The sequence below is a fragment of the Frateuria sp. GZRR33 genome, assembly GCF_051900425.1.
Lineage (GTDB): Bacteria > Pseudomonadota > Gammaproteobacteria > Xanthomonadales > Rhodanobacteraceae > Frateuria_A.
Genome location: NZ_JBHZGK010000001.1, coordinates 226,665 through 250,970 on the forward strand (window position 1 = coordinate 226,665; position 24,306 = coordinate 250,970).

At 68.7% G+C, this 24,306-nt stretch carries 18 protein-coding genes; 11 read left to right on the top strand and 7 right to left on the bottom strand.

Annotation, left to right across the window (positions count from 1 at the left end):
- Window positions 1-12: 12 nt before the first annotated feature.
- Window positions 13-1,062, bottom strand: a complete 1,050-nt coding sequence (locus ACFWZU_RS01040; protein ID WP_439699556.1) for a LacI family DNA-binding transcriptional regulator — start codon at window positions 1,060-1,062, stop codon at window positions 13-15.
- A 140-nt stretch (window positions 1,063-1,202) separates the two neighbouring features.
- Between ACFWZU_RS01040 and ACFWZU_RS01045 the strand changes: the two genes are divergently transcribed.
- The 4 genes from ACFWZU_RS01045 (at window position 1,203) to ACFWZU_RS01060 (ending at window position 7,835) form a co-directional block, all read left to right on the top strand.
- A complete protein-coding gene (locus ACFWZU_RS01045) occupies window positions 1,203-3,467 on the top strand; it encodes a GH92 family glycosyl hydrolase (RefSeq protein WP_439699557.1) in 2,265 nt (754 codons plus the stop codon).
- A gap of 531 nt (window positions 3,468-3,998) precedes the next feature.
- On the top strand, window positions 3,999-5,771 hold the full coding sequence (locus tag ACFWZU_RS01050; protein ID WP_439699805.1) for an ATP-binding protein: 1,773 nt from the start codon (window positions 3,999-4,001) through the stop codon (window positions 5,769-5,771).
- Complete coding sequence (locus ACFWZU_RS01055) at window positions 5,768-6,214, top strand: response regulator (RefSeq protein WP_439699558.1); 447 nt, start codon at window positions 5,768-5,770, stop codon at window positions 6,212-6,214. Before ACFWZU_RS01050 ends, ACFWZU_RS01055 begins: the two co-directional genes overlap by 4 nt.
- A gap of 46 nt (window positions 6,215-6,260) precedes the next feature.
- Window positions 6,261-7,835: a response regulator gene (locus ACFWZU_RS01060; RefSeq protein ID WP_439699559.1), complete on the top strand. Its 1,575-nt coding sequence runs from the start codon at window positions 6,261-6,263 to the stop codon at window positions 7,833-7,835.
- Window positions 7,836-8,048: 213 nt separating this feature from the next.
- Here the strand turns inward: ACFWZU_RS01060 and ACFWZU_RS01065 are convergent, their stop codons facing one another.
- Entirely contained in the window at window positions 8,049-9,476 is a 1,428-nt protein-coding gene (locus ACFWZU_RS01065) for a sigma-54-dependent transcriptional regulator (protein WP_439699560.1), read from the bottom strand.
- A gap of 150 nt (window positions 9,477-9,626) precedes the next feature.
- Window positions 9,627-11,207, bottom strand: a complete 1,581-nt coding sequence (locus ACFWZU_RS01070) for a sensor histidine kinase (protein WP_439699806.1) — start codon at window positions 11,205-11,207, stop codon at window positions 9,627-9,629.
- A 344-nt stretch (window positions 11,208-11,551) separates the two neighbouring features.
- Between ACFWZU_RS01070 and sucC the strand changes: the two genes are divergently transcribed.
- The 3 genes from sucC (at window position 11,552) to ACFWZU_RS01085 (ending at window position 15,494) form a co-directional block, all read left to right on the top strand.
- A complete protein-coding gene (sucC, locus tag ACFWZU_RS01075) occupies window positions 11,552-12,712 on the top strand; it encodes an ADP-forming succinate--CoA ligase subunit beta (RefSeq protein WP_439699561.1) in 1,161 nt (386 codons plus the stop codon).
- A gap of 13 nt (window positions 12,713-12,725) precedes the next feature.
- A complete protein-coding gene (sucD, locus tag ACFWZU_RS01080) occupies window positions 12,726-13,598 on the top strand; it encodes a succinate--CoA ligase subunit alpha (RefSeq protein ID WP_439699562.1) in 873 nt (290 codons plus the stop codon).
- 279 nt (window positions 13,599-13,877) lie between these two features.
- Entirely contained in the window at window positions 13,878-15,494 is a 1,617-nt protein-coding gene (locus ACFWZU_RS01085) for an NAD+ synthase (protein ID WP_439699563.1), read from the top strand.
- Window positions 15,495-15,597: 103 nt separating this feature from the next.
- Here the strand turns inward: ACFWZU_RS01085 and ACFWZU_RS01090 are convergent, their stop codons facing one another.
- Complete coding sequence (locus ACFWZU_RS01090) at window positions 15,598-16,425, bottom strand: outer membrane protein assembly factor BamD (RefSeq protein ID WP_439699564.1); 828 nt, start codon at window positions 16,423-16,425, stop codon at window positions 15,598-15,600.
- A 68-nt stretch (window positions 16,426-16,493) separates the two neighbouring features.
- Here ACFWZU_RS01090 and rluD point away from each other — a divergent pair, with 68 nt between their 5' ends.
- Window positions 16,494-17,462 (top strand): 23S rRNA pseudouridine(1911/1915/1917) synthase RluD, encoded by a 969-nt coding sequence (rluD, locus tag ACFWZU_RS01095; RefSeq protein ID WP_439699565.1) that lies wholly within the window; start codon window positions 16,494-16,496, stop codon window positions 17,460-17,462.
- A 79-nt stretch (window positions 17,463-17,541) separates the two neighbouring features.
- Window positions 17,542-18,285, top strand: coding sequence for a peptidoglycan editing factor PgeF (gene pgeF / locus ACFWZU_RS01100; RefSeq protein ID WP_439699566.1), 744 nt, complete (start codon window positions 17,542-17,544; stop codon window positions 18,283-18,285).
- A gap of 73 nt (window positions 18,286-18,358) precedes the next feature.
- Here pgeF and ACFWZU_RS01105 read toward each other — a convergent pair whose 3' ends face one another.
- A complete protein-coding gene (locus tag ACFWZU_RS01105; RefSeq protein WP_439699567.1) occupies window positions 18,359-20,134 on the bottom strand; it encodes an acyl-CoA dehydrogenase C-terminal domain-containing protein in 1,776 nt (591 codons plus the stop codon).
- 67 nt (window positions 20,135-20,201) lie between these two features.
- Window positions 20,202-20,681 carry a hypothetical protein gene (locus tag ACFWZU_RS01110; protein ID WP_439699568.1) on the bottom strand — a complete coding sequence of 160 codons (480 nt, stop codon included), beginning with the start codon at window positions 20,679-20,681 and terminating at the stop codon, window positions 20,202-20,204.
- A 153-nt stretch (window positions 20,682-20,834) separates the two neighbouring features.
- Between ACFWZU_RS01110 and ACFWZU_RS01115 the strand changes: the two genes are divergently transcribed.
- Together ACFWZU_RS01115 and ACFWZU_RS01120 are read left to right on the top strand one after the other, a co-directional pair.
- Entirely contained in the window at window positions 20,835-21,302 is a 468-nt protein-coding gene (locus ACFWZU_RS01115; RefSeq protein ID WP_439699569.1) for an SET domain-containing protein, read from the top strand.
- Window positions 21,303-21,379: 77 nt separating this feature from the next.
- Entirely contained in the window at window positions 21,380-21,928 is a 549-nt protein-coding gene (locus ACFWZU_RS01120; protein ID WP_439699570.1) for a type 1 glutamine amidotransferase domain-containing protein, read from the top strand.
- 298 nt (window positions 21,929-22,226) lie between these two features.
- Here the strand turns inward: ACFWZU_RS01120 and fusA are convergent, their stop codons facing one another.
- Window positions 22,227-24,266 (bottom strand): elongation factor G, encoded by a 2,040-nt coding sequence (gene fusA / locus ACFWZU_RS01125; protein WP_439699571.1) that lies wholly within the window; start codon window positions 24,264-24,266, stop codon window positions 22,227-22,229.
- Between the last annotated feature and the right edge of the window lie 40 nt (window positions 24,267-24,306).

Genomic DNA, 24,306 nt, shown 5'->3' on the forward strand with positions numbered 1-24,306 from the left:
CCTTCGGTCCTGTCAGGCGAGGGGCGGGCAACTGCTGGCACGGATCACTAGCTTGACCGGCGCGACGATGCGCCGTGCTTCGGCTTCCGGATCGCGCAGGCGCTCCAGCAGCATCTGCGCGGCCTGGCGCCCGCGCGCGCGCGGCGCGGCGGCGAGCGTGGTGAGCGAGGGCGTGGCAAGCGCGGCCTCGGCGATGTCGTCGAAGCCGGTCAACGCGAAATCCTGCCCCGGCGCCAGCCCGCGCTCGGCGAGGCCGTGCATCAGGCCCAGTGCCACCGCGTCGTTGTAGCAGACCGCCGCGGTGGGCGCGGGATCGGCCTTGAACAAAGCTTCGGCGCAGCGGGCCGCATCCAGGCGGGTGGGCAGGCACTCGACCTCCCAGTGCGGCGCCATCGGGAACCCGACGGCCTTCATCGCCTCACGGTAGCCCGCCCGGCGCTGCCGGCAGGAGGAGGAATCGCCGTGGCCGCCGAAGAAGGCGATGCGCCGGTGGCCCTGCGCGATCAGGTGGGCGGTCGCTTCGCGCGCGCCCTGCTGGTTGTCCAGCGCCAGCGAATCCCAGTGCGCGTATTCGGGCTGCTCGCCGCTGAGTTCGCGGTTGAACACCAGCAGCGGCGTGCGCGCGCCGACCGCGGCCAGCACCTGGCGGGCATCGCTGCCCTCGGCGGGCGAGAGGATGATGCCGCCGGGGCCATGCTCGATCAGCGAGCCGAGCACGGCCTGTTCGCGCTTGGGCGACTCGCTGGACGAACCCAGCAGGGTGACCATGCCCGCCTCGCCCACCACATCGTCCACGCCCGCGGCGAACTCCGCGAAGAACGGGTTGGCCAGCTCGTTGATCACCAGCGCGATCGACGAGGAGGTGCGCCGGCGCAGGTTGGCAGCAGCGCGGTTGTAGACGTAGCCTTGGCGCCGCAGCTCTTCTTCGACGCGGGCGCGGGTGTCCTTGTTGACCAGCGGGCTGTCGCGCAGCACCAGCGATACGGTGGCGCGCGAGACGCCGCAGGCCGCGGCGATGTCGCGCACGGTGACCTTGCGGCCGAGCGGGGTGTTGCTTTCCATTGGGCACCCGGGAAAAGGACGGTTTGGAACGATCCAAATCTAGCCGATCCTGAGCGAACCGGCTTCACGCAGCGCAACATGCGCCGCGGGCGGCGCGCTGCTAGCGTAGGTATTTGGAACGATCCAAATGGAGCCTCCCGATGGCCGTCCGCCTGTCCTGCCTTGCCTTCGCCCTGGCCCTTGCACCCGGCCTTGCCCTTGCGGCCGCCGGCCACGCGGGCGAAGTCGACCCGCGCATCGGCACGGGCGGCGACGGCCACACGTTTCCCGGCGCCACGGTGCCCTTCGGCATGATCCAGCTCTCGCCGGACACGGCGATGCCGGACTTCAAGCACGCCTACAAGTGGGCCGCCGGTTACCAGTATGGCGACGACAGCATCCTGGGCTTCTCGCATACGCACTTCTCCGGTTCGGGCCACTCGGACCTGGGCGACGTGCTGGTGATGCCCATCGCGGGCGAGGTGAGGCTGGAGTCGGGCGATCCTGCCAAGCCGGGCAGTGGTTACCGCTCGCGTTTCGACCATGCCACGGAAGTCGTGCAGGCCGGCTACTACGCCGTGACCCTGGCCGACTACGGCATCCGGGCGGAGCTCACCGCCGGACGCCGCGTGGGCTGGCACCGCTACACCTTCCCCGAGGGCAAGAGCGCGCACCTGCTGCTGGACCTGCGCCCGAGCATCTACGACTACCCGGGCAAGGTGCTGTGGTCGCGCCTGCAGGTGCACGACGACGGGACGGTCACCGGTTGCCGCACCACCCGCGGCTGGGCGCCGGGGCGCGAGCTGTGCTTCGCCATGCGCTTCAACCAGCCGATCACCGCGCGCACGCTGTACGACCGCGAGAACGACGTGGTCTACAAGGGCTTCAAGGGGCCCGGCAACCAGCCGGTCGACCGCGACGCGCAGAACGGCCGCGCGCTGGTCTGCGTGTTCGACTTCGGCAGGCTCGCCAGGCCGCTGGAAGTGAAGGTGGCGATCTCGCCGGTCAGCGCCGCCAATGCCGTGGCGAACCTCGACGTGGACGGCAAGGGATGGGATTTTGACGCCCGCCGCGCGCAGGCGAAGGCGGCCTGGGACAAGGCGCTGGCGGTGATCGACATCGATGCATCGGCCATCGTGCGGAAACAGTTCTATACGGCGCTCTACCACGCCATGCTCTCGCCCACGCTGAGCATGGACGCCAACGGCCAGTACCGCGGGCCTGACCACGCCGTGCACCAGGCCGACGGCTACGAGTTCTACTCGACCTGGTCACTGTGGGACGTCTACCGCGCGCAGCAGCCGCTGATGGTCCTGCTCAACCCCGGACGCAGCACCGACTTCATCCGCTCGCTGATCGCCGCGCGCGAGGCGAGCCCGTTCGGCATCCTGCCGGTGTGGGCGTACCAGGGCCTGGAGACCTGGTGCATGATCGGCTACCACGCCGTACCGGTGATCGCCGACGCCTGGATCAAGGGCGTGCGCGGCTTCGATGCGGACAAGGCACTGGACGCCATGGTCGCCAGCGCCACGTACGGGCCGTACGGCGACCTGGCCGACTACATGCAGCTCGGCTACGTGCCGATCGACAAGGAGCCGGAAGGTGCCTCCAAGACGCTTGAATACGCTTATGACGACTGGTCGCTGGCGCAGATGGCCAGGGCGATGGGGCGCGATGACGTCGCTGCCACCTTCGACAAGCGCGCCGGCAACTGGAAGAACGCGTGGGATCCCCGGACCGGTTTCATGCGCGCGCGGCTGTCGAACGGCAATTTCCGCACGCCATTCGATCCTGCCGCCGCCGGCTACGGCACCGACTACACCGAGGGCAATGCCTACCAGTATTCCTGGTACGTCCCGCAGGACGTGCCGGGGCTGATCCAGGCGATGGGCGGGAACGCGAAGTTCATCCAGCGCCTCGACGGGGTGTTCGACGCGAAGATCGACCCGGCGCACTTCAAGCATGTGGAGGACATCACCGGCCTGATCGGCTGGTACGCCCACGGCAACGAGCCCAGCCACCACATCGCCTACCTGTACGACTACGCCGGCGCGCCGTGGAAAACCCAGCAGCGGCTCGGGCAGATCATGGACAGCCAGTACGCGGCGCGGCCCGACGGCCTGTCGGGCAACGATGACCTCGGCCAGATGTCGGCCTGGTACGTGTTTACCGCGATGGGCTTCTATCCGGTGACGCCCGCCAGCGACGTCTACGCCATCGGCAGGCCGTTCGTCGAACGGGCCACGCTGCACCTGGCCAACGGCAGGGATTTCACCATCAGCGCCGCACCGCTGGACGACGCACACCCCTACGTCGGCGAGGTCACCCTCAACGGCAAGCCGCTGGCCAAGCCGTTCCTGCACCACGGGCAGATCCTTGCCGGCGGCGAACTGCACTTCCGCATGCAGGCGCAGCCGGCGCGGTGACGTGGCTTGCACCCTCTCCCCTCCGGGAGAGAGCAGATGAGGGGCCGGGCTTGCGGGGAGCCGCGCAAGCAAACGCCATGGCAGGCTCAGGCCAGTGTGATACCCGATCCCAGCCCTTTCCCGCAGAGGAGAGGGCGAACGGCGGTGCTGGTCGGCCCTCCCGCACGCGAGCGCGCTATGAACCCTCTCCCCTCCGGAGAGAGGGCAGGGTGAGGGGGCGGGGCTCGCGGGGAAGCTCACAGGGCGGTGGGCCGTTCCACAGCTTCCCGGTAGGCGGTCCAAGGCCAGTGCGACCCCTCGCCTCAACCCCCTCCCCGGAAGGGGGAGGGAGCAGAGCACACGCGCCCGCCATCACCCGCCGCTAACGCGCCGTCGGCTTTCATTGCACGTTTACCGGCCGAGGGGCGATAGGCCGTAAGCTCCGCGGGTCGACGCGCCGTGAGGAACCCTCTCCGCATGCCCAGCCGCCATCGCGCCCTGTTGCCCGAGCTCCGCCGCGGCCTGCACCGCTGGCGGGTGCCGCGTTGGCGCATGGCCGGCCTGCTGAGCGCGGTGCTGGTGATCGTGCTGCTGCCTTATCTGGCCACCAGTACCAGCCATGATGATGCGATGGAAGCGAGCCAGCTGGTCACGCATTCCTCCGAGGTCAAGTCGCTCACTTACCGTATCGCCTACGTCACCCGCAGCAGCGAGGCGGCGATCTTTCGCCTGCTCGAGGGTGCAAAGGAGCCCGGGCTGCTGGACAAGGCCCGCCAGGCCGGCAACGACGTACCCGCGCTGCTGGGCCAGTTGAGCGACATGACCCGCGACAACCCGACCCAGCAGGCCGCGATCGGCGCGCTGGGCAACGTGGTCAACGGACGGCTGGCGTTGCTGGAGCAGGCGCTCGCGCGCATCCAGCACGGCGACCGCGCCGGCGCGGTGGCGGCGCTGCACGACGCCGGCACGCTGTTCCCGATGGACGGCCAGATCGATACCGTCGTGCGGAACGAAGGCACCGTGTTGATGGAACGTCGCGCGCACGCGCGGCGCAGTGCCTTCGAGAGCGCACTGGTGCTGGCGATCACCTCGATCGCGCAGATCGTGCTGCTGTCCATCGTCGTGTTCGTCTCCGAGCGCCAGATCGCCCGCCGCATGCGTGCCGAGACGCGCGAGAGCCAGGCGGTGCGGCGTGCGCAGATGATCGTGCAGGCCGTGCGCGAGCCGATCGCGCTGCTCAACCCGCAACTGTGCACGCTGCTTGTCAATACCGCTTTCAGCGAGTTGTACGGACTGCCGCAGGAGGAACAGCGCGAGCTGCGGCCGCTGCAGGAAGTAGGCGAGGGGGCCTGGACCGATGGCGCGCTGCTGCAGCGCCTGCGCGACGTGTTGCTGCACGATCGCGAACTGTGGGACTACGAGCTGGTCCAGCGCACGGTTGGCGGGATCGACCGCCACGTGATGGTCAACGCCCGCCGCCTGCAGCAGCACGAGGGCGAACAGCCGGTGCTGCTGCTGACCGTCAGCGACGTCACCGCGCGCGCCCTGGTCGAACAGCAGGTGAAGGAACTGAACCGCCAGCTCGAGGGCAAGGTCGCGCAGATCTCCGACGTGAACCGTGAGCTGGAGGCCTTCAGCTATTCGGTCTCGCATGACCTGCGCGCGCCGCTGCGCCACATTGCCGGCTTCACCGGCAAGCTCAAGCGGCACCTGAACGAGCACCTGGACGAAACCTCCGCGCACTACCTGGACGTGATCTCCACCTCCGCCACGCGCATGGCGCAGCTGATCGACGACCTGCTGGTGTTCTCGCGCCTGGGCCGCGGCGCGCTGAGGCTGCAGGCGGTGGACATGCAGTCGCTGGTCGACGAGGCGCGTGCGCTGTGCGAATCGGAGGCGGGCGACCGGCGCATCGAATGGACCATCGGCCCGCTGCCGATCGTGATCGGCGACGAGAACATGCTGCGCACCGTCTGGCAGAACCTGATCGGCAACGCGGTCAAGTACACCGGCCGGCGCGAGGTCGCGCAGATCGCCATCACCGTGGACCGTGACCGCGACGGTGAATATGTCTTCACGGTGGCCGACAACGGCGCGGGTTTCAATATGGAGTACGCCGGCAAGCTGTTCGGCGTGTTCCAGCGGTTGCACCGCGCCTCCGAGTTTCCCGGCAACGGCATTGGATTGGCCAACGTGCGCCGCATCGTCGCGCGCCACGGCGGCCGGGTCTGGGCCGAGGCCGAGCCGGACCGCGGCGCGAGCTTCCATTTCTCGCTGCCGGCCACCGAACTGGCCGAGGCGCGCACCACGAGGCTTTCGTCATGAACAACCGTCACCTGGGTCCCGTGCTGCTGGTCGAGGACAGCCTGGCCGACGCGGAGATGGCCATGGACGCGCTGCGCGAGGCCAACCTGGCCAATCCCGTGGTGCACGTGGAAGACGGCGTCGACTGCCTGGACTACCTGCACTGCCGCGGACCCTGGCAGGGTCGAGAGGACGTCGATCCGTCGGTGATCCTGCTCGACATCAAGATGCCGCGCATGAACGGGCTGGAGGTGCTGACCCGGTTGCGCGCGGACGAGCGGTGGCGGCTGATCCCGGTGGTGATCCTGTCCTCCTCGCGCGAGGAGAGCGACCTGGCGCGCAGCTGGGACCTGGGCGTGAACGCCTATGTGATCAAGCCGGTGGACGTGGACCAGTTCTTCGAGGCGGTGCGCACGCTGGGCCGCTTCTGGGCCGTGCTCAACCAGTTGCCAGAGCACGAATGACTGCGGGTGCTGGACGACGGAACGAAACAGGAGCGCAATAGACTGCATGCCCAACGCCACCACACGACCGCTGCCCACCATCCGCATCCTGCAGGTCGAGGATGATCCGATCGATGCGGAACTGATCCAGGCGGAACTCGACGCCGACGGCATCGAATACCAGGTCCGGCTGGTGGATGACGAGGCCGGTTATAAAGCCTGCCTGGACGAATTCCACCCGGATATCGTGCTGTCGGACCTGAGCCTGCCAGGCTTCTCCGGCCAGCGCGCGCTGGAGCTGCTGCGCCAGCATGACGAGGACCTCCCCTTCATCTACGTCTCGGCCACGCTGGGCGAGGAGGCGGCGGTCGAGGCGCTGCGCAACGGCGCCACGGATTACATCCTCAAGCAGAATCCCACGCGGCTGGCCAGCGCCGTGCGCCGTGCACTGGCCGAGGCCGAGGCGGTGCGCGCCAAGCGCCGTGCCGAGGCCGAGCTGATCCGCGCGCAGCGCTTCGAAAGCCTGGCGATGCTCGCCGGCGGCCTGAGCCATGACCTGCGCAACCTGCTGCAGCCGCTGCTGCTGGCTGGCGACAGCCTGCAGGACTACCAGGACGACCCGCGCCTGGCGCGCCTGGGTGCACTGGTGCGCGACTGCGGCCGGCGCGGCCTGCAGATGGTCCAGTCGATGCTTTCCTTCGCCCGCGGCGCGCGCCGTGCCGAGCAGGTGCGCGTGGGTGCGCTGATGGACGCGCTCGGCCTGCTGCTGCGCGGCAGCGTGCCGCGCGCGGTGAAGATGGACGTCGACATCGGCGACCGCGAGCTGGCGTTCGAAGGCAATCACACCGAGTTGCAGCAGGCCCTGCTCAACCTCTGCCTCAACGCGATCCAGGCGATGGGCGAGGCCGGTGGCCAGCTACGCATCGAGGCGCGGGAGTGCGAGGTGGCGGAGGATTTCTTCCTCCCCGGCGAGCAGCCGCACCTGGGCCGCTACCTTTGCCTCACCGTCGCCGATACCGGCCCGGGGATACCGCCGGAGGTGCGCGAGCACCTGTTCGAGCCGTTCTTCACCACCAAGGAGAGCGGCACCGGCCTCGGCCTGCTTTCGTGCCAGCGCATCGTCGCCGGCCACAACGGCGTGATGCGGCTGGAAAGCGAGCCTGGCAAGGGCACCGCCTTCCACCTCTACATTCCCATCGAAGAACCGGATGTCGAGGCGGTGGCGCAGGAGGAGCAGGGCGAGAGCCTGATGGGCGAAGCCGAGCGCGTGCTGGTGGTGGTGGAGGAGGCCGGCCCACTGTCGCTGCTGGTCGACATCCTCGACGGCTACGGCTACCAGCCGCACGCCAGCCAGAGCGGCACCGCCGCGCTGCAGTGGATTGAAGCCCACGGCGTGCCGGACCTGGTGGTGATGGATGCGGACATGAACCTGTTCACCGGCGTGCGCACGCTGGCGGCACTGCTCGAGCACGGCTATCGCCGCTCGGTGCTGCTGCTGGCGCGCCCCGAGGCGCCGCCGGATCTGGAGGAATTGCCCCGGCTGGACCGTCTCTACCTGGTCGACAAGCCGATCAACACGCAGCAACTGTTGCGGACGATGCGCCAGGCGCTGGGCGGGCAGGAGGTGGAGGTAGGTGACTAGATCCCTCTCCCCGCGGCCAGGAGAGGGTTGGCGAGAGGAGAGGTTCTCGCCCTTGTGGGAGCTTGCTTGCGGCCCCCGGTACATTCCCCGACACGGCGGGAGGGCCACGCAAGAACGAGAAGCAAGGCAGCGCTCCCGGGGACATTCCACGGAGCCCGCGCCCCCCAGCCCGACCTTCTCTCCAGGATGCGCCCCTCGCCGTAGGAGCAAGCGTCAGTCGATGCCGAGCTTCTTGAGCTTGTAGCGCAACGCCCGGAAGGTGATGCCGAGCTTCTTCGCCGCCGCGGTCTTGTTGTAGCGGGACTCTTCGAGCGCCTTGATGATCGCGGTGCGTTCGAGGTTGCTGATGTAGTCATCCAGCGGCACGCCGCTGCCCGGGCCGGTGGCGTGCGGCACCGCCGGCTGCGCGGCCACCGCGGCACCCGGTTGCGGCGCGTGCATGGCGGCATGCGCGGCATTCATCGGCTCGGGCTGGCGCAACGGCCGTTGCGGCAGCATGAGATCTTCGGCCCCGATGCTGTCGCCATCGCACATCGCCATGGCGCGCTCGAGGATGTTTTCCAGCTCGCGCACGTTGCCGGGAAAGTCGTATTCCTCCAGCGCCTGCTGCGCATCCGGCCGTAGCCGTCCGGGCGTGCCGCCGCTCTTGGCGGCCAGCGAGCGCAGGATGAAGGCAGCCAGTTGCGGCACGTCGCCGCGGCGCTCGCGCAGCGGCGGCACGCGCAGTTCGATCACGTTGATGCGGTAGAACAGGTCCTGGCGAAACTGGCCCTGCTCGACCAGCCGGGCGAGATCCTTGTGGGTGGCCGAGAGGATGCGCACGTCCACCGGCACTTCCTCGCGCGCGCCGATCGGGCGCACCGCCTTTTCCTGGATCGCGCGCAGCAGCTTGACCTGCATGTGCAGCGGCAGCTCGGCGACCTCGTCCAGGAACAGCGTGCCGCCGTGGGCGGCCTGGAACAGGCCCTCCTTGTCGGCGCTGGCGCCGGTGAAGCTGCCTTTCTTGTGGCCGAAGAACTCGCTTTCCATCAGCTCGGAGGGGATCGCGCCGCAGTTGACCGGCACGAACGGTCCGCTGGCGCGCGGCCCCTGTTCGTGGATCAGCCGTGCGACCAGTTCCTTGCCCACGCCGGACTCGCCGGCGATGTAGACCGGCGCCTGGTTGCGCGCGAGCTTGGCGATGGTGGCGCGCACCTGCTGCATGGCCTGCGAGTCGCCAACCAGCCGTCCGGCCGAGCCGGTCGCCGTGGCGCCACCGCCGCTCTTGCGCTCCTCGGCCAGTTGCAGCGCGGTGCGCACCAGCCGGCGCAGCATCTGGATGTCGACCGGCTTGGAGACGAAATCGAAAGCGCCGGCCTTGAGCGCATTCACTGCCGCGTCGACGTTGCCGTAGGCGGTGATCATCGCCACCGGCATGTCCGGGTGGGTGGCGGCGATCAGCTCGATCACCTCGTGGCCGGTGCCGTCGGGCAGGCGCATATCGGTAAAGCACAGGTCGTAGCTGCGTTCGCCCAGGGCCCGGCGGGCCTCGGCCACGGTCCCCACCGCCTCCACCTGCAGGTCCATGCGGCCCAACGTGATGGTGAGCAGCTCGCGGATGTCGCGTTCGTCGTCGATGACCAGGACGGTCTGTGCGGACATGGTTCTCTTCGGCAGGCGGAAACAGTGGAAGGGTATAGCAGTTTGGCGGTTCTGTGCTCTGCTCCGGACCAAGAAAATGGCGTGACTGCGCGCTTCACGCTCGGCTCCCTCTCCCCGTTTTCGACAAGAGCAGGGAGAGGGAGCCGAGCGTCACGCCGCCTCGCCGGCGTCGGCCGGGTGCCTTGCCGGCGGCGTGAGGGTCAGCCGGAAGCAGCTGCCGCCGCCGGCGACGCGCACATATTCGAGCGACGCCTGGTTCGCCTCGCTCATCTGCCGGGCAAGGTACAGGCCCAGCCCGGTGCCGTACTCGTGCGTGGTGTAGAACGGCTCGAAGATCTGCGCGGCCACCTTGGGCGCGATGCCGGGGCCGCGGTCGATCACTTCGAGGATCGGCACGCCGTGTTCGCCCTGGCGCACCACCACCATCACCCGCGCCGGCTCGCCGGGCATGCGGCCATAGCGCAGCGCGTTCTGCACCAGGTTCCACACCACCTGCTGCAACTGCTGCGGATCGGTCACCGCGGCCACGGCCACCGAGCCGGTGATCACGCGCAGCGAATCGCCGCCGATGTCGTTGCCCTGCTTGTATTCCTCCACGAAGCCATTGGCCCAGCGGCCCAGGTCCAGCGTCTCCGGGCGCGAGCGCTCGCGACGGGAGAGCTGCAGGATGTTCTCGATGATCTCGTTCAACCGCACGCAGTGGTTGTTGATGATCTCGACCATGCGTGCGTCGCTGGCGGCAAGTTCCTTGGACTCGGCCAGCAACTGCGCCGAGTAGCGGATCGCCGCCAGCGGGTTGCGGATCTCGTGCGCGATCGAGGCGGACAGGCGCCCCAGCGAACTCAGGGTCAGCTCCTCCGCGCGCCGCGACAGCAGCGAGGTGTCGTCCAGGAAGATCAGTACGTGCGAGTCGTCGTTGGGCGCCAGGCGGGTGAACCGCGGCACCACCTCCGGCACGCCGTCGGCCAGCTGGGTGGCGGTCTCGTCCAGCTTGCCCGAGGTCATCCAGTGGTACAGGCGGCGCGAGAGCTCGGGCGCCAGCTTGCCCAGGTCGCGCTGGTCCGACGGCGGGTTGCCCAGCAGCATCCAGGCCGATTCGTTCAACTGGTGGATGCGGTTGGCGTCGTCCACCAGCAGCACGCCGGTCTTCATGCGCCGGATGATCAGCTCGTTGACCTGCGAGAGGTTGGCCAGGTCCAGGCTGCGCTGTTCGGCCAGCGCCTCGGTGGCGCGCAACTGACGCCCGAGCACGTGGCAGAGGGTGGTGGTGGCGAAGTACGCCACGCCGAGCAGGCCCGATTCGAGCAGGTCGCCATCACCATGCGCCTCCACGAGCAGCGTGTGCCCCAGCATGCCCAGCGTGGCCAGCGCCGCGAAGAAGCATGAAAGCCGCAACGGCAGCACCAGCGCGCCGGTGGAGAGGTTGACCGCCAGCATCATCGCGATGCCGATGCGCGCATCGTGGATCAGCCAGGCGGCCAGCACCGCCACCATGATGTCGACCACCAGTGCGCCGGAGACCACCAGCCGCGCGTTCGCCATCGCGTTGCGGGTCTGCACCAGCATGCCCAGGGCGAACAGCAGGTAGACCCCGATCACCACGTAGGCCAGCACCGGCTGGTCGACGGTCGGCCAGGTCAGTCGCGGCGAGCTGAGGGCCAGGCCGGTGTAGACCAGTGCCTGCGCCAGCCGGAAGTAGTTGAGGAAGAACAGTTCGTGGCGGATCGCCATCGCGGCCGGGCGGGCCGGCTGGAAAACGGGCGGTTCGGCGCTGGGTATCGTGGAAGGCACGTTGACGGCTTGGACGTGGCGTTCGTCCGAGTATAGACAGGCCGGCGCGTGCCGCCAGCGCCGTGGCGCACGGATGGGGCGGCACGGGCGGCACTTTCCATCACGGCCGCGTTTGCGCGAAAATGCCCGGCCGTATTGCGCGATTCGTGCCCGGTTGACTCCAGGCAGCGCGCACTGCACGCCGGCAGCGTGCTGAAAGCCGCCGTCCGACCTCTCCCGCGCCCACGCAGCCCCAAGCGCGCGTGCGGCCCGATACGTTTTCCCCGTTCGCTCGAGGTATAGGAATGAATTTCCACGAGTACCAGGCCAAAGAGCTGTTCGCGCAGTACGGAATTACCGTGCCGCCGGGCAAGGTTGCCAACTCCCCCGACGCCGCCGTCGACGCCGCCAAGGCGCTGGGCGGCTCGCAGTGGATGGTCAAGGCGCAGATCCACGCAGGCGGCCGCGGCAAGGCCGGCGGCGTCAAGTTCTGCAAGAGCCTCGACGACGTGCGCGCTGCCGCCAAGGGCATGCTCGGCACGAACATGGCGACCTACCAGTCCGCCGGCCGCGCGCTGCCGGTGAACCTGGTGCTGGTGACCGACGCCACCAACATCGCCAAGGAGCTTTACCTCTCGGTGCTGGTCGACCGTGACTCCAAGGCGATCTCGTTCATCGCGTCCAAGCACGGCGGCGTGGACATCGAGCAGGTGGCCCGCGACACGCCCGAGGACATCCACACCATCGTGGTGGACTTCGTCGAAGGCCTGCAGCCCTACCAGTGCCGCAACCTCGGCTTCGCGATGGACCTCAACGCCAAGCAGGTCAACCAGCTGACCAAGATCATGCTGGGCCTGTACAAGCTGTTCAACGAGAAGGACCTGTCGCTGGTGGAGCTCAACCCGCTGGCGATCCTCGAGGACGGCAACCTGGCCGCGCTCGACGGCAAGGTGAACTCCGACGACAACGCCGACTTCCGCCATCCGGAACTGGTCGCCATGCGCGACCTGACCCAGGAAGACCAGGCCGAAGCGGCTGCCGTGCAGCACAACCTCAACTACGTGACCATGGACGGCTCGATCGGCTGCATGGTCAACGGCGCGGGCCTGGCCATGGCCACCATGGACGTGATCAAGCTGGCGGGCGGCGAGCCGGCCAACTTCCTCGACGTCGGCGGCGGTGCCACCAAGGAGCGCGTGACCGAGGCGTTCAAGCTGATCCTCTCCTCCGACAAGGTGAAGGCCATCCTGGTCAACATCTTTGGCGGCATCGTGCGCTGCGACCTGATCGCCGAGGGCATCATCGCCGCGGTGAAGGAAGTGGGCCTGACCATCCCGGTGATCGTGCGCCTGCAGGGCACCAACGTGGAGAAGGGCCGCGAGCTGCTGGCCAACTCCGGCCTGGCGATCACGCCGGCCGACGATCTCAACGACGCGGCGCAGAAAGCCGTGGCCGCCGCGAAGTGAGGAGCGAACAAGCATGAGCGTTCTGGTCAACAAGAATACGAAGGTGCTGGTGCAGGGTTTCACCGGCCAGCAGGGCACCTTCCACGCCGAGCAGGCGATCGACTACGGCACCAAGATCGTCGGCGGTGTCACCCCGGGCAAGGGCGGTTCCGAGCACATCGGCCTGCCGGTGTTCAATTCGATGGACGAGGCGGTTGCCGAGACCGGCGCCGACGCGTCGGTCATCTTCGTGCCGCCGCCGTTCGCGGCCGACTCGATCCTGGAAGCGATCGACGCGGGCATCCGCGTGATCGTCGCGATCACCGAGGGCATCCCGGTGCTGGACATGCTGCGCGTGAAGAACGTGCTGGCGCAGCATCCGGAGACCGTGCTGATCGGGCCGAACTGCCCGGGCATCATCACCCCGGGCGAGTGCAAGATCGGCATCATGCCGGGGCACATCCACAAGCCGGGCAAGGTCGGCATCGTGTCGCGTTCGGGCACGCTGACCTATGAAGCGGTGTTCCAGACCACCAACGAAGGCCTGGGCCAGTCCACCTGTATCGGCATCGGCGGCGACCCGATCAACGGCCTGAACTTCATCGACTGCCTGAAGCTGTTCCAGGACGATCCGCAGACCGAGGGCATCATCATGGTCGGCGAGATCGGCGGCAGCGCCGAGGAAGACGCGGCCGAGTTCATCGGCGAGTACGTGACCAAGCCGGTGGTGTCGTTCATCGCCGGTGCGTCGGCCCCGGCCGGCAAGCGCATGGGCCATGCCGGCGCGATCATCTCCGGCGGCAAGGGCACGGCGGCGGCGAAGTTCGCGGCGCTGGAGAAGGCCGGCGTGACGACCGTGAAGTCGCCGGCCGACCTGGGCAAGACGCTGGCGAAGCTGATGAAGTAAGGCGCGTCACTTCGCGCACGACAGAAGGCCACGCGAAAGCGTGGCCTTTTGCTTTTAAGGCTCCCTCTCCCCTCCGGGGAGAGGGTCGGGGTGAGGGGCCGGGGCTCGCGGGAAAGGCCATTCGAACCTGAAGAGCAGAGCTGAGGCGCTTACGAAGCCTTCCGCGAGAGCGCCCCCTCACCCCAGCCCTCTCCCCGAAGGGGAGAGGGGGCCACAAGCGTTGGCCCGCCAAACACCCGCCCCCACTATCATGGCGATCCCCCAACGCCCCTTCCTCCCATGAGCACCCAACTCCGCCTCGCTTTGGCCCAGTTCGATTTCACCGTGGGCGCCGTCGCCGCCAACGCCGCCAAGATCCGCGAGCTGACGAAGCAGGCGCACGCGGGCGGCGCGGACCTGGTGGTGTTCCCCGAACTGGCGGTCAGCGGCTACCCGCCCGAGGACCTGCTGATCCGCCCGAGCTTCCTGCAGGCCTGCAACGAGGCGATCGCCACGCTGGCGCAGGACACCAACGGCCTCGCCGCGCTGGTTGGCTTCCCGCACAGCGAGGGCGAGGTCTACAACGCCGCCGCGCTGTTGCGCGATGGCCGCATCGAGTGCGTCGCGCACAAGCAGGCGCTGCCCAACTACGGCGTATTCGACGACAAGCGCTACTTCCGCCCGGGCCACGCCAGCGCCATCGGCATGGTCAACGGCGTGCGCGTGGGCTTCCTCGTCTGCGAGGACATCTGGGAGCCCGAGCCGGCTGCGCAGGCGGCTGGGGCGGGCGCAGAGCTGATCGTAGTGATCAACGCCTCGCCCTGGGACGACGCCAAGCAGGCCACGCGCGAGGCCTTGCTCGCCGCGCGGGCGCGGGAAACCGGCTGCGCCATCGCCTATCTGAACCTGGTCGGTGGGCAGGACGAGGTGGTGTACGACGGCGCCTCGATGCTGGTCAACGGCGACGGTACGGTCGCCGCACGTGCGCCAGCCTTCGTCGACGCGCTGCTGTGGGCCACCTTCGATCCGGCCACTCGCACGCTGAGCGCGGAGAACTGGCCGGTCGCCGCCGATACGCGTCCGGAGGCGGTGCTGTACGCCGCGCTGGTTCGCGGCATCCGCGACTACATCGACAAGAACGGCTTTCCTGGCGTACTGCTGGGCCTTTCCGGCGGCATCGACTCCGCGCTGACCCTGGTGCTCGCGGTCGACGCGCTGGGCGCCGAACGCGTTACCGCGGTGATGCTGCCGACCCGCTACACCTCGAAGCTCTCGCTGGACGGTGCGCGCGAACAGGCCGAGCGCCTGGGCGTGGCCTACCACGCGATCGATATCGAGCCGACCTACCAGAGCTTCCTGGCCGCGCTGGCGCCCGCCTTCGGCGGCAGGCCCGCCGACACCACCGAGGAAAACCTGCAGTCGCGCACCCGCGGCGTGATGCTGATGGGCCTGTCCAACAAACACGGCCATCTGCTGCTGGCCACCGGCAACAAGAGCGAAATGGCGGTCGGCTACGCCACGCTCTATGGCGACATGTGCGGCGCCTATGCCCCGCTCAAGGACGTCTACAAGACGGTGGTGTACCGGCTCTCGCGCTGGCGCAACGAGGCCGGCTGCGTGATCCCGCCGGCGGTGATCGACCGCCCACCCTCGGCCGAGCTGCGCGAGGACCAGACCGACCAGGATTCGCTGCCGCCCTACGACGTGCTCGACACCATCCTCAAGCGCTTCATCGAGGACGAGCAATCGCAGGCCGAGATCGCCGCCGCCGGCTTCGAGCCCGATACGGTGCGACGCGTCGCCAGCCTGGTATTGCGCAACGAATTCAAGCGCCGCCAGGCGGCCCCCGGCCCACGCGTCACCACCCGCGCCTTCGGCCGCGAACGCCGCTATCCCATCACCTCCGGCTGGAGGTAGCACCTGCAGGAGCGCTCCGGTGCGCGACCGCGATCCAGCATGGGTCACGCACAGGCCGGTTCCTGCAAAAAGGAAAGGCCGGCGATGCGCCGGCCTTCTTTTTTCAATGATGTCCCGAGAAGGGAATCAGCTTGCGCAACGTCGACGGCGCATGCGGCCACTTCGGATCGTCAAGGTACGGATGATCCGGATAGTTGAGCGCCAGCACCTTGCGCACGTTCTCGGCCTGTGCCTTCTGGTCCAGCGCCAGGTAGCTGCGCGCCAGGATGGCCAGCGCGTCGCCCGTCTGCGGTGCCTGCTGGTAGTGCTCGACCACGTACTGCGCGCGGTCGGCCGCCGCCACGAACGCCTTGTTGCGAAGGTAGAACTTGGCCACATTGATCTCGTACTGCGCCAGGATGTTGCGCAGGTAGATCATGCGCTGGCGCGCATCGGCGGTGTAGGCACTGTCGGGGAAGCGACGGGCCAGCTCGGAAAAGTCGTCGAACGCCTGCAGGTTGTAGGCCTGGTCGCGCCGCGCCTGCGAGCCCTCGCGCGAGATGAAGCGCTCGATCACGCCGCTGGTGCGACCGAAATTGATCAGGCCGCGCAGGTAATAGGCATAATCGACATGCTTCTGGGTCGGATAGGTCTTGATGAAGCGGTTGATCGTCGAGTACGCGTCGTCCGGCTGGTTGTCCTTGTACTGCGAGTAGGCCAACTCCAGCTGCGATTGCTCGTTGTAGTCGCCCGACGGGAAGCGCGCGATCAGGCGCTGGTAGGCCTTGGTCGCCGCGGCGTAGTCGCCGTTCATCAGGTCGTCGTGGGCGGTGGCGTAGAGCTTCTCCACCGGCATGGTGTCGATGGTCTCGCGCTTGTGGCCGAACATCGAGCAGGCGCCCAGCGAGAAGCCCAGGACCAGCACGGCGAGCAGTTTGAAGAATACGCGCATTGGGAATTTTGTATGGATGTGATCGTGGGGATGATAGCCCAAACCGTCGGCCACCCGCGGAGGGCGGCATGACCGTCATCCGTCACCAGGCGCAGGTTCCGCTGTCGGCGGCAGGCAGGCGCTTCGACCAGGCGCTGGCCGAGATGTTCCCGGACTATTCGCGCTCGCGGCTGGCCGGCTGGATCAAGGCCGGGGCGGTGACCCTGGATGGCGCCGTGGCGCCGCCGCGCCAGCTGCTGCGCGGTGGCGAGCAGGTGCGGCTGGAAGCCGAGCTGGCCAACGAGGTGCAGAGTGCGCCCGAGGCGATCGACCTGGCCATCGTGCACGAGGACGAACACCTGCTCGTGCTGGACAAGCCCGCCGGCCTGGTGGTGCATCCGGGCGCGGGCAACCCGGCCGGGACCCTGCTGAACGCGCTGCTGCACCACGACGCCACGCTGGCCGAGCTGCCGCGGGCAGGCATCGTGCACCGGCTGGACAAGGACACCTCCGGGCTGATGGTGGTGGCCCGGTCGCTGGCCGCGCATACCGCGCTGGTGGACATGCTTTCGCGGCACGAGGTGGAGCGGCAGTACGAGGCGGTGGTGCTCGGCACGCTGGTCGCCGGCGGCACCGTCGATGCGCCGATCGGACGGCACATGGGCGACCGCCTGCGCCAGGCCGTGCGCGACGAGGAGGACGGCAAGCACGCCGTCACGCACTACCGCCTGCGCGAGCGCTTCCGGGCGCACAGCCTGATCCAGTGCAACCTGGAAACCGGCCGCACCCACCAGATCCGCGTGCACATGGCGCACATCCACCATCCGCTGGTCGGCGATCCGCTCTACGGCGGCAGCCTGCGCCTGCCCAAGGGGGCGACGCCGGCGCTGGTGGCCGCGTTGCGCGGCTTCCGCCGGCAGGCGCTGCACGCCGAGCGGCTGGCCTTCGAGCATCCGGCGACGGGCGAGGCGATGGCCTTCGAGGCCAGGCGGCCGGGGGACATGGACGCATTGATCGCAACGCTGCATGCCGATGCGCTGGAGCAAAGCGAGCCGTAGCCTGCAACGCGGGCCCTCCACCGACGGGAGGCATGCACGGGCGCGCTATGCTTGCCGCTCCCCCGAGACGGCCATCCCCGTGACCGAACCCTGGATCCTCCCCGACTGGCCCGCGCCGCGTGGCGTGCATGCGGCCGTGACCACGCGCCACGGCCCGGGCATTTCCACCGGCGCCTACGCGCGCTTCAACCTCGGCCTGCGCAGCGGCGACAGCAGCGAGGCGGTAGCGAGCAACCGCGACGCGCTGGGCCACGCACTCGACCTGCCGTCCGGGCCGCGCTGGTTACGCCAGGTGCACGGCACCACCGTCGCGCAACTCGGACCGCTTGCCAGCGACGAGGAGCCGCAGGCGGACGCGGCCGTGGCGCACCTGCCCGGCACGGTGCTGGCGATCCTCACGGCCGACTGCCTGCCGGTATTGTTCTGCAGCGAGGACGGCGCGCGCATCGGCGCTGCGCATGCGGGTTGGCGCGGCCTGGCCGCGGGTGTGCTGGAGGCGACGATGGACGCGATGGGGACGGCGCCTGCACGGCTGATGGCATGGCTGGGGCCCTGCATCGGCGCACCTTCCTACGAGGTAGGCGAGGAAGTGCGCGCGGCGTTCGTGGAGCGGAACGCGCAAGCGTCCACCTGCTTCACCGCGACGCGGCCCGGCCACTGGCGCTGCGATCTGGCCGGCCTGGCGCGACAGAAACTGGCCGCCGCTGGCGTGACACGCATCCATGGCGGCGGCTTCGACACGCTGGTCGACGAGCGCTTCTATTCCTATCGTCGTGATGGCGCCAGCAGCGGCCGTTTCGCAAGCCTGATCTGGCGCGACTGAGGCAGGGTGGGCTTCGGCCCACCGCCACCTCGCGACGATGGCAGGCAGGGCCGGAGTCCACCCTGCGCCGGCCTCAACTCACGGCGGGAATGCTCGCCACGCCTTCCTCGATCGCCGCGCGATGGGCCGCGCAACGCGGCAGCATCCGCGCGAAATAGAACCGTGCGGTATCCCGCTTGGCCTGCCTGAACGCCGCGGACTGCGCGCTGCCCTCGGCGGCCGCCACGCTGCGCGCCCACATGTAGGCCAGCGCCACGTAACCGGAGTAGTAGAGGTAGTCCACCGCCGCCGCGCCCAGCTCTTCCGGGTTGGCCTGCGCGCGCTCGGCCAGCGCCATCGTGAGCGCCTGCCACTCCTTGGCCGCCTTCGACAGCGGCCCGATGAATTCGCCCAGCGCCGCGTCGCCCGCGTGCTGCTGGCAGAAGCCGGCGATCTCCTCCAGGAAGTGGCGGAAGCCCGCACCCTTGAGCTGCATGATCTTGCGGCCCAGCAGGTCCATCGCCTGGATGCCGGTGGTGCCCTCGTAGAGCGTGATGATGCGGGCGTCGCGCACGAACTGCTCGACGCCGTTCTCGGCGATGTAGCCGTGGCCGCCGTAAATCTGCAGCGCTTCCTTGACGCTCTCCTGCGCCAGCTCGGTGAGCACGCCCTTCACGATCGGGATCAGGAACGCGACCAGCTCGCCGGCCTTCGCCCGCGCGGCCTCGTCGGCGGCGCGCTCCTCGACGTCCAGCTGCAGCGCGGCGTACAGCATCAGCGCGCGGCCGCCCTCGACGATGGCGCGCTGGGTCAGCAGCATGCGGCGCACGTCCGGATGCACCACCAGCGGGTCGGCCGGCTTGTCGGGGTAGACCGGGCCGCTCAGCGCGCGGCCCTGCAGGCGCTCGCGGGCGTAGTTGAGGCTGTTCTGCAGGCCGCGCTCGGCCAGGCCGATGCCCTGCACGCCGACCGCCAGGCGAGCCGCGTTCATCATCGTGAACATCCCGAACAGCCCCTTGTGCGGCTGGCCGATCAGCCAGCCTTCGGCGCCGTCGAAGTTCATCACGCAGGTGGGCGAGCCGTGGATGCCCATCTTGTGCTCGATCGCACCGGCAGCGACCGCGTTGCGCGCGCCCATGGAGCCGTCGCGCGCGACCTTGAACTTCGGCACCACGAACAGCGAGATGCCACGGCTGCCGGCTGGCGCGTCGGGCAGGCGGGCCAGCACCAGGTGCACGATGTTCTCGGTGAGGTCGTGCTCGCCGGCGGTGATGAAGATCTTGGTCCCGGTGACGCGGTAGCTGCCGTCGGCGGCGGGTTCGGCGCGGGTCTTGAGCAGGCCCAGATCGGAGCCGGCCTGCGGCTCGGTCAGGCACATGCTGCCGCACCAGCGGCCCTCGACCATCGGCTTGAGGAAGACCTCCTTCTGCCAGTCGTCGCCGTGCAGCTGCAGCGCGTGCGCCGCGCCCTGGCTGAGCAGCGGGTAGTTGCCCCAGGCGAGGTTGGCCGAGTCGAGCATCTCCTTCATCGCCACGCCGATGACTTCCGGCAGCGCCTGGCCGCCCATCGTCTCGGGCATGGTCAGGCCAGCCCAGCCGCCTTCGACGTAGGTGCGGTAGGCCTCCTTGAAGCCCTTCGGGGTAGTGACCGTGGCGGTCGCCTTGTCGAAGTGGCAACCCTCGGCGTCCCCGGAGGCGTTGAGCGGGGCGAGCACCTGCTCGTTGAAGCGCGCCGCTTCCTCCAGCACCGCATCGAGCAGATCGCGGGTGTGGCCCTCGCCGCCGGCCAGCGGCGTCAGCGTGGCCTCCGCGCGGAACAGGTCGTGCAGCACGAAGCGCATGTCGTCGAGCGGGGCCTTGTACATCGTCATCGGAAGTTCCTCGGATCAAGCGTAGGGCGGGCTTCAGCCGGCCATTGCGGTGTGTGCGGGGGCGTGGTCAGCGCCAGGTATTGGCGATGCCCGGCACCGGCGAGAGCCAGTCCTTGCCGGAGAAGTCGAAATCGCGCGGCGCCTTCTCCTGCTCCGGTTTGGCCCGGACGCTGCCGGAGAGCGTGTAGGGCAGCGCGCCGGCACTGCCCTTCGCGGCGCTGGCCGCCAGGGCCTTGGCCATTGCCGGCGTCGGCAGCACGTCGATCTGGACCGAGTCGCCAGCGAAGGCGGGGATGTCGCGCTCGAAGTTGCCGTGCACGCGCACCGGCACGCTGTCGGCCATCGCCAGCTGCGCGTCGAGCGCGGTGAAATCCATGCCGCCGTAGCTGTTGTTCTGGATGCGCACGGTCAGCCGCCAGGCACCGCCGGGCGCAAGCTCCAGCTGCTGGATGCTCACGGTGGGCGGGAACACGCTCTTGCGGGGCGGGCCGCAGGCGATCAGGGCGAGGGCCAGCGACAGCGGGACGATCCAGCGCAGGAAACGCATCGTGGGATACTCCAAACGATCGTTCGAATCCCTGATTCTAACCATAGCCGGCCGGTCCGCGTCAGCCGAACGGCGGACGCGACGGTTGGCGTGGTTTCGCGGTGCGCGCCGAACGGGCATCATCAGCGTCTTTCGCCCCAGGGTTCCCCACGCATGTCACGCCGCTACGTCGCACGCCGCTCCCCCATCCACGGCAATGGCGTGTTCGCCACCGCGCCGATCAAGAAGGGCGAGGAGATCGTCGAGTACAAGGGCACGCTGATGACCCACGCCGAGGCCGACGACATGTACGGCGACGGCGGCGAGACCGGGCACACGTTCCTGTTCACGCTCAACGACGACTACATCATCGATGCCAACCGCAAGGGCAATACCGCGCGCTGGATCAACCACAGCTGTGCGCCGAACTGCCGCGCCGTGGTGGAGGAAAGCGAAAGCGGCAACCCGCGCAAGGACCGCGTCCTGATCGAGGCCATCCGCGACATCAAGCCGGGCGAGGAACTGACCTACGACTACGGCATCGTGCTGGATGTGCCCTACACCGCGCGGCTGAAGAAGCTGTGGCAGTGTCTGTGCGGGTCGCCCAACTGCACCGGGACGTTGCTCAAGCCCAAGCACTAACGCCCGGATGACATGCGCAAGACGCCTTGCGCATGCAGCACGCGTCATGCTCCCCGTTTCATTCGCAGGAGACCACCATGACGCCATCGAAGAAGCTCAGCGGCCGCGCCATCGCCGTGCTCGCCACCGACGGGTTCGAGTATTCCGAACTGACCGAACCCAAGCGACTGCTCGAGGAAGCCGGCGCCGACGTGCAGGTGGTCGCGCCCGGCGACGCCAAGGAAATCAAGGGCTGGAAGGGCGGTGACTGGGCCGGCAGCGTGCCGGTGGACATGAAGCTGGAGGAGGTCGATGCCTCGGACTTCGACGCGCTGGTGTTGCCGGGCGGGGTGATCAACCCCGACAAGCTGCGCACGCAGCCGGCCGCAGTGGAACTGGTGCAGGCGTTCGCCAAGGCCGGCAAGACGGTCGCGGCGATCTGCCACGGGCCGTGGACGCTGATCAACGCGGGCCAGGTCGATGGCCGCAAGGTGACCTCGTGGCCGTCGCTGAGGCAGGACCTGGAAAATGCCGGCGCCAAGTGGGAGGACCGCGAGGTCGTGCGCGACGGCAACCTGATCACTAGCCGCAAGCCGGATGACATTCCGGCGTTCGCCAACGCGGTGATCGAGGCGCTGGCGGCCTGAGTCCGGAGGCTTCCCGCAAGACTTCCCCCATCCGCCCTGCGGGCCCCTTCCCCCGCGCGCGGGGGAAGGATCGTTAGCGGGGTTCCAGCGTGGCCTGCGCCCGCGTGCGGGGGACGAACGGCTGGCGTGGCCTTCCCCGGAATCCCCCTTGCTGGGATGGGTCGGAAGCGCTGGCCCCCGGTCATCCCTCCCCCACGTGCGGGCCACGAGCAGCCAGCGCGGCCTCCACCGTGATCCTTCCCCCCGTTCCACGGGGGAAGGTGCCGACAGGCGGATGGGGGAGGCCTTGCCTCAGCCCTCAATCCTCCTCCGCATGCGGCTTCCACGCCTCGGAAAGCTGCCTCTGCACCGGAGGCGGCACCGGCTCGTAGTGCGACAGATCCAGGCTGTAGCGGCCCTGGCCCCCCGTCATTGCCTTCAGTTCGGTCGGGTAGTCGGTCAGCTCCGCCAGCGGCGCCTGCGCCCGGATCAGCAACTCGCCGCCACGCTGCGTATCGGTACCCATGATGCGCGCGCGCTTGCCGGCGAGACTGCCGGTGACGTCGCCCACGCTGGCCTCGGGGATGGCGACTTCCACATCCACGATGGGCTCCAGCACGATCGGCCGCGCCTTGCCCACCGCGTCCATGAACGCCTTCCTGCCCGCGCTGACGAACGCCACCTCCTTCGAATCCACCGGGTGGTACTTGCCGTCATACACGGTCACGCGCAGGTCCTGCATCGGATAGCCGGCGACCGCGCCGTTCTCCATCGCCTGGCGCACGCCCTTCTCGATTGCCGGCAGGAACTGGTTGGGGATCACGCCGCCCTTGACCTCGTCGACGAACTCGAAGCCGGCGCCGCGATCGAGCGGGTCCACGCGCAGGAACACCTCGCCGAACTGCCCCGCCCCGCCGGTCTGCTTCTTGTGCCGGTGGTGGCCGTCGGCGTGCGCGGCGATGGTCTCGCGGTAGGCAATGCGCGGCGGATGTGTATCCACCTCCACGCCGTAGCGCTCGCGCATGCGTTCGAGCATGACCTTCAGGTGCAGCTCCGACAGCCCGCGCACCACGGTCTCGTTGAGCTCCTTGTGGTGCTCCATGCGCAGGCACGGGTCCTCCTCGGCCAGCCGCGCCAGCGCCTGCGAGAGCTTCTGCTCCTGGCCCTTGTGCCGGGGCGTGAGCGCCAGGGCGAACATCGGCTGCGGGTAATCCATCGACGCGAGGTGGATGCCGTCCTCTTCGTGCGAGTCGTGCAGCACGGCGTCAAAGTGGATCTCTTCCACCTTGGCCACCGCCGCAATGTCGCCTGCGATCGCCTGCTCGATCTCCACGTGCGCCTTGCCGTCGAGGCGGAACAGGTGGCCCACCTTGAACGGCTTGCGCGAATCATCGACGAACAACTGCGTGTCGCGCCGGATCGTGCCCTGCCACACGCGGAACACGCCCAGCTTGCCGACGAACGGATCGTTGACGATCTTGAAGACGTCCGCGATGACGTGCTTGGCCGGATCGCCGTCGACCGTGATCGCCTCGCCCTGCCCATCGACGAACGGCGGCGGATTGCCCTCGGCCGGATTGGGCAGCAGGCGGCCTGCAAGGTCCAGGAACTCCGCGGCGCCCACGCCGGTGCGCGCGCTGACGAAACAGATCGGCACCAGGTGGCCTTCGCGCAGGCATTGCTCGAACGCGTCGTGCAACTGTTCGCGGCTGAGCGCCCCTTCGCCCTGGTCGAGGTAGGCGCCCATGGTTGCTTCGTTGATCTCCACCACCTGGTCCACGATCTGCTGGTGCGCCGCGGCCAGCGAGGAGAAATCGGTCGTGCCGTCACTGTGGAAGAAGCAATCGAGCACCTGCGTGCCGCCCTGAGCGGGCAGGTTCACCGGCAGGCACTCCGGCCCGAACTCGTCGCGCAGCGTGTCGACCAGCATCGCCAGACGCGCGCCCTCGGTGTCGATCTTGTTGACCACCAGCACGCGCGCCAGGCCGCGCTCGCGCGCCCGCTCCATCATGCGCCGGGTACCGTGCTCGACGCCGTTGCCGGCGTTGACCACGATCGCCACCGTCTCCACGGCCGCGAACGCCGCCAGCGTGGCGCCACGGAAATCGGCGTAGCCGGCGGTGTCGATCAGGTTGATGTGGCAGCCGTCGCGGTCGATGCTCGCGATGGTGCTGTCGATGGAATGCCCGCGCGCCTTTTCCTGCGCGTCAGTGTCCGACTGGGTGGTGCCGCGTTCGACCGAACCGATCGTCTGGATGACGCCGCCGGCATGCAGCAGGGCTTCGAACAACGTGGTCTTGCCGGTGCCGGCGTGGCCGGCGAGCGCGATGTTGCGGATGTTTCCCGTGTTGTACGACACGATGCGACCCTCCTCTTGCGGGGCGCGGGACTCGCATCGG

What these genes read in the sequence shown, in the direction of transcription:
- ACFWZU_RS01040 (WP_439699556.1), bottom strand. Translation starts at nt 1,062, where the DNA reads ATGGAAAGCAACACCCCGCTCGGCCGCAAGGTCACCGTGCGCGACATC.
- ACFWZU_RS01045 (WP_439699557.1), top strand. Translation starts at nt 1,203, where the DNA reads ATGGCCGTCCGCCTGTCCTGCCTTGCCTTCGCCCTGGCCCTTGCACCC.
- ACFWZU_RS01050 (WP_439699805.1), top strand. Translation starts at nt 3,999, where the DNA reads ATGGCCGGCCTGCTGAGCGCGGTGCTGGTGATCGTGCTGCTGCCTTAT.
- ACFWZU_RS01055 (WP_439699558.1), top strand. Translation starts at nt 5,768, where the DNA reads ATGAACAACCGTCACCTGGGTCCCGTGCTGCTGGTCGAGGACAGCCTG.
- ACFWZU_RS01060 (WP_439699559.1), top strand. Translation starts at nt 6,261, where the DNA reads ATGCCCAACGCCACCACACGACCGCTGCCCACCATCCGCATCCTGCAG.
- ACFWZU_RS01065 (WP_439699560.1), bottom strand. Translation starts at nt 9,476, where the DNA reads ATGTCCGCACAGACCGTCCTGGTCATCGACGACGAACGCGACATCCGC.
- ACFWZU_RS01070 (WP_439699806.1), bottom strand. Translation starts at nt 11,207, where the DNA reads ATGGCGATCCGCCACGAACTGTTCTTCCTCAACTACTTCCGGCTGGCG.
- sucC (WP_439699561.1), top strand. Translation starts at nt 11,552, where the DNA reads ATGAATTTCCACGAGTACCAGGCCAAAGAGCTGTTCGCGCAGTACGGA.
- sucD (WP_439699562.1), top strand. Translation starts at nt 12,726, where the DNA reads ATGAGCGTTCTGGTCAACAAGAATACGAAGGTGCTGGTGCAGGGTTTC.
- ACFWZU_RS01085 (WP_439699563.1), top strand. Translation starts at nt 13,878, where the DNA reads ATGAGCACCCAACTCCGCCTCGCTTTGGCCCAGTTCGATTTCACCGTG.
- ACFWZU_RS01090 (WP_439699564.1), bottom strand. Translation starts at nt 16,425, where the DNA reads ATGCGCGTATTCTTCAAACTGCTCGCCGTGCTGGTCCTGGGCTTCTCG.
- rluD (WP_439699565.1), top strand. Translation starts at nt 16,494, where the DNA reads ATGACCGTCATCCGTCACCAGGCGCAGGTTCCGCTGTCGGCGGCAGGC.
- ACFWZU_RS01105 (WP_439699567.1), bottom strand. Translation starts at nt 20,134, where the DNA reads ATGACGATGTACAAGGCCCCGCTCGACGACATGCGCTTCGTGCTGCAC.
- ACFWZU_RS01110 (WP_439699568.1), bottom strand. Translation starts at nt 20,681, where the DNA reads ATGCGTTTCCTGCGCTGGATCGTCCCGCTGTCGCTGGCCCTCGCCCTG.
- ACFWZU_RS01115 (WP_439699569.1), top strand. Translation starts at nt 20,835, where the DNA reads ATGTCACGCCGCTACGTCGCACGCCGCTCCCCCATCCACGGCAATGGC.
- ACFWZU_RS01120 (WP_439699570.1), top strand. Translation starts at nt 21,380, where the DNA reads ATGACGCCATCGAAGAAGCTCAGCGGCCGCGCCATCGCCGTGCTCGCC.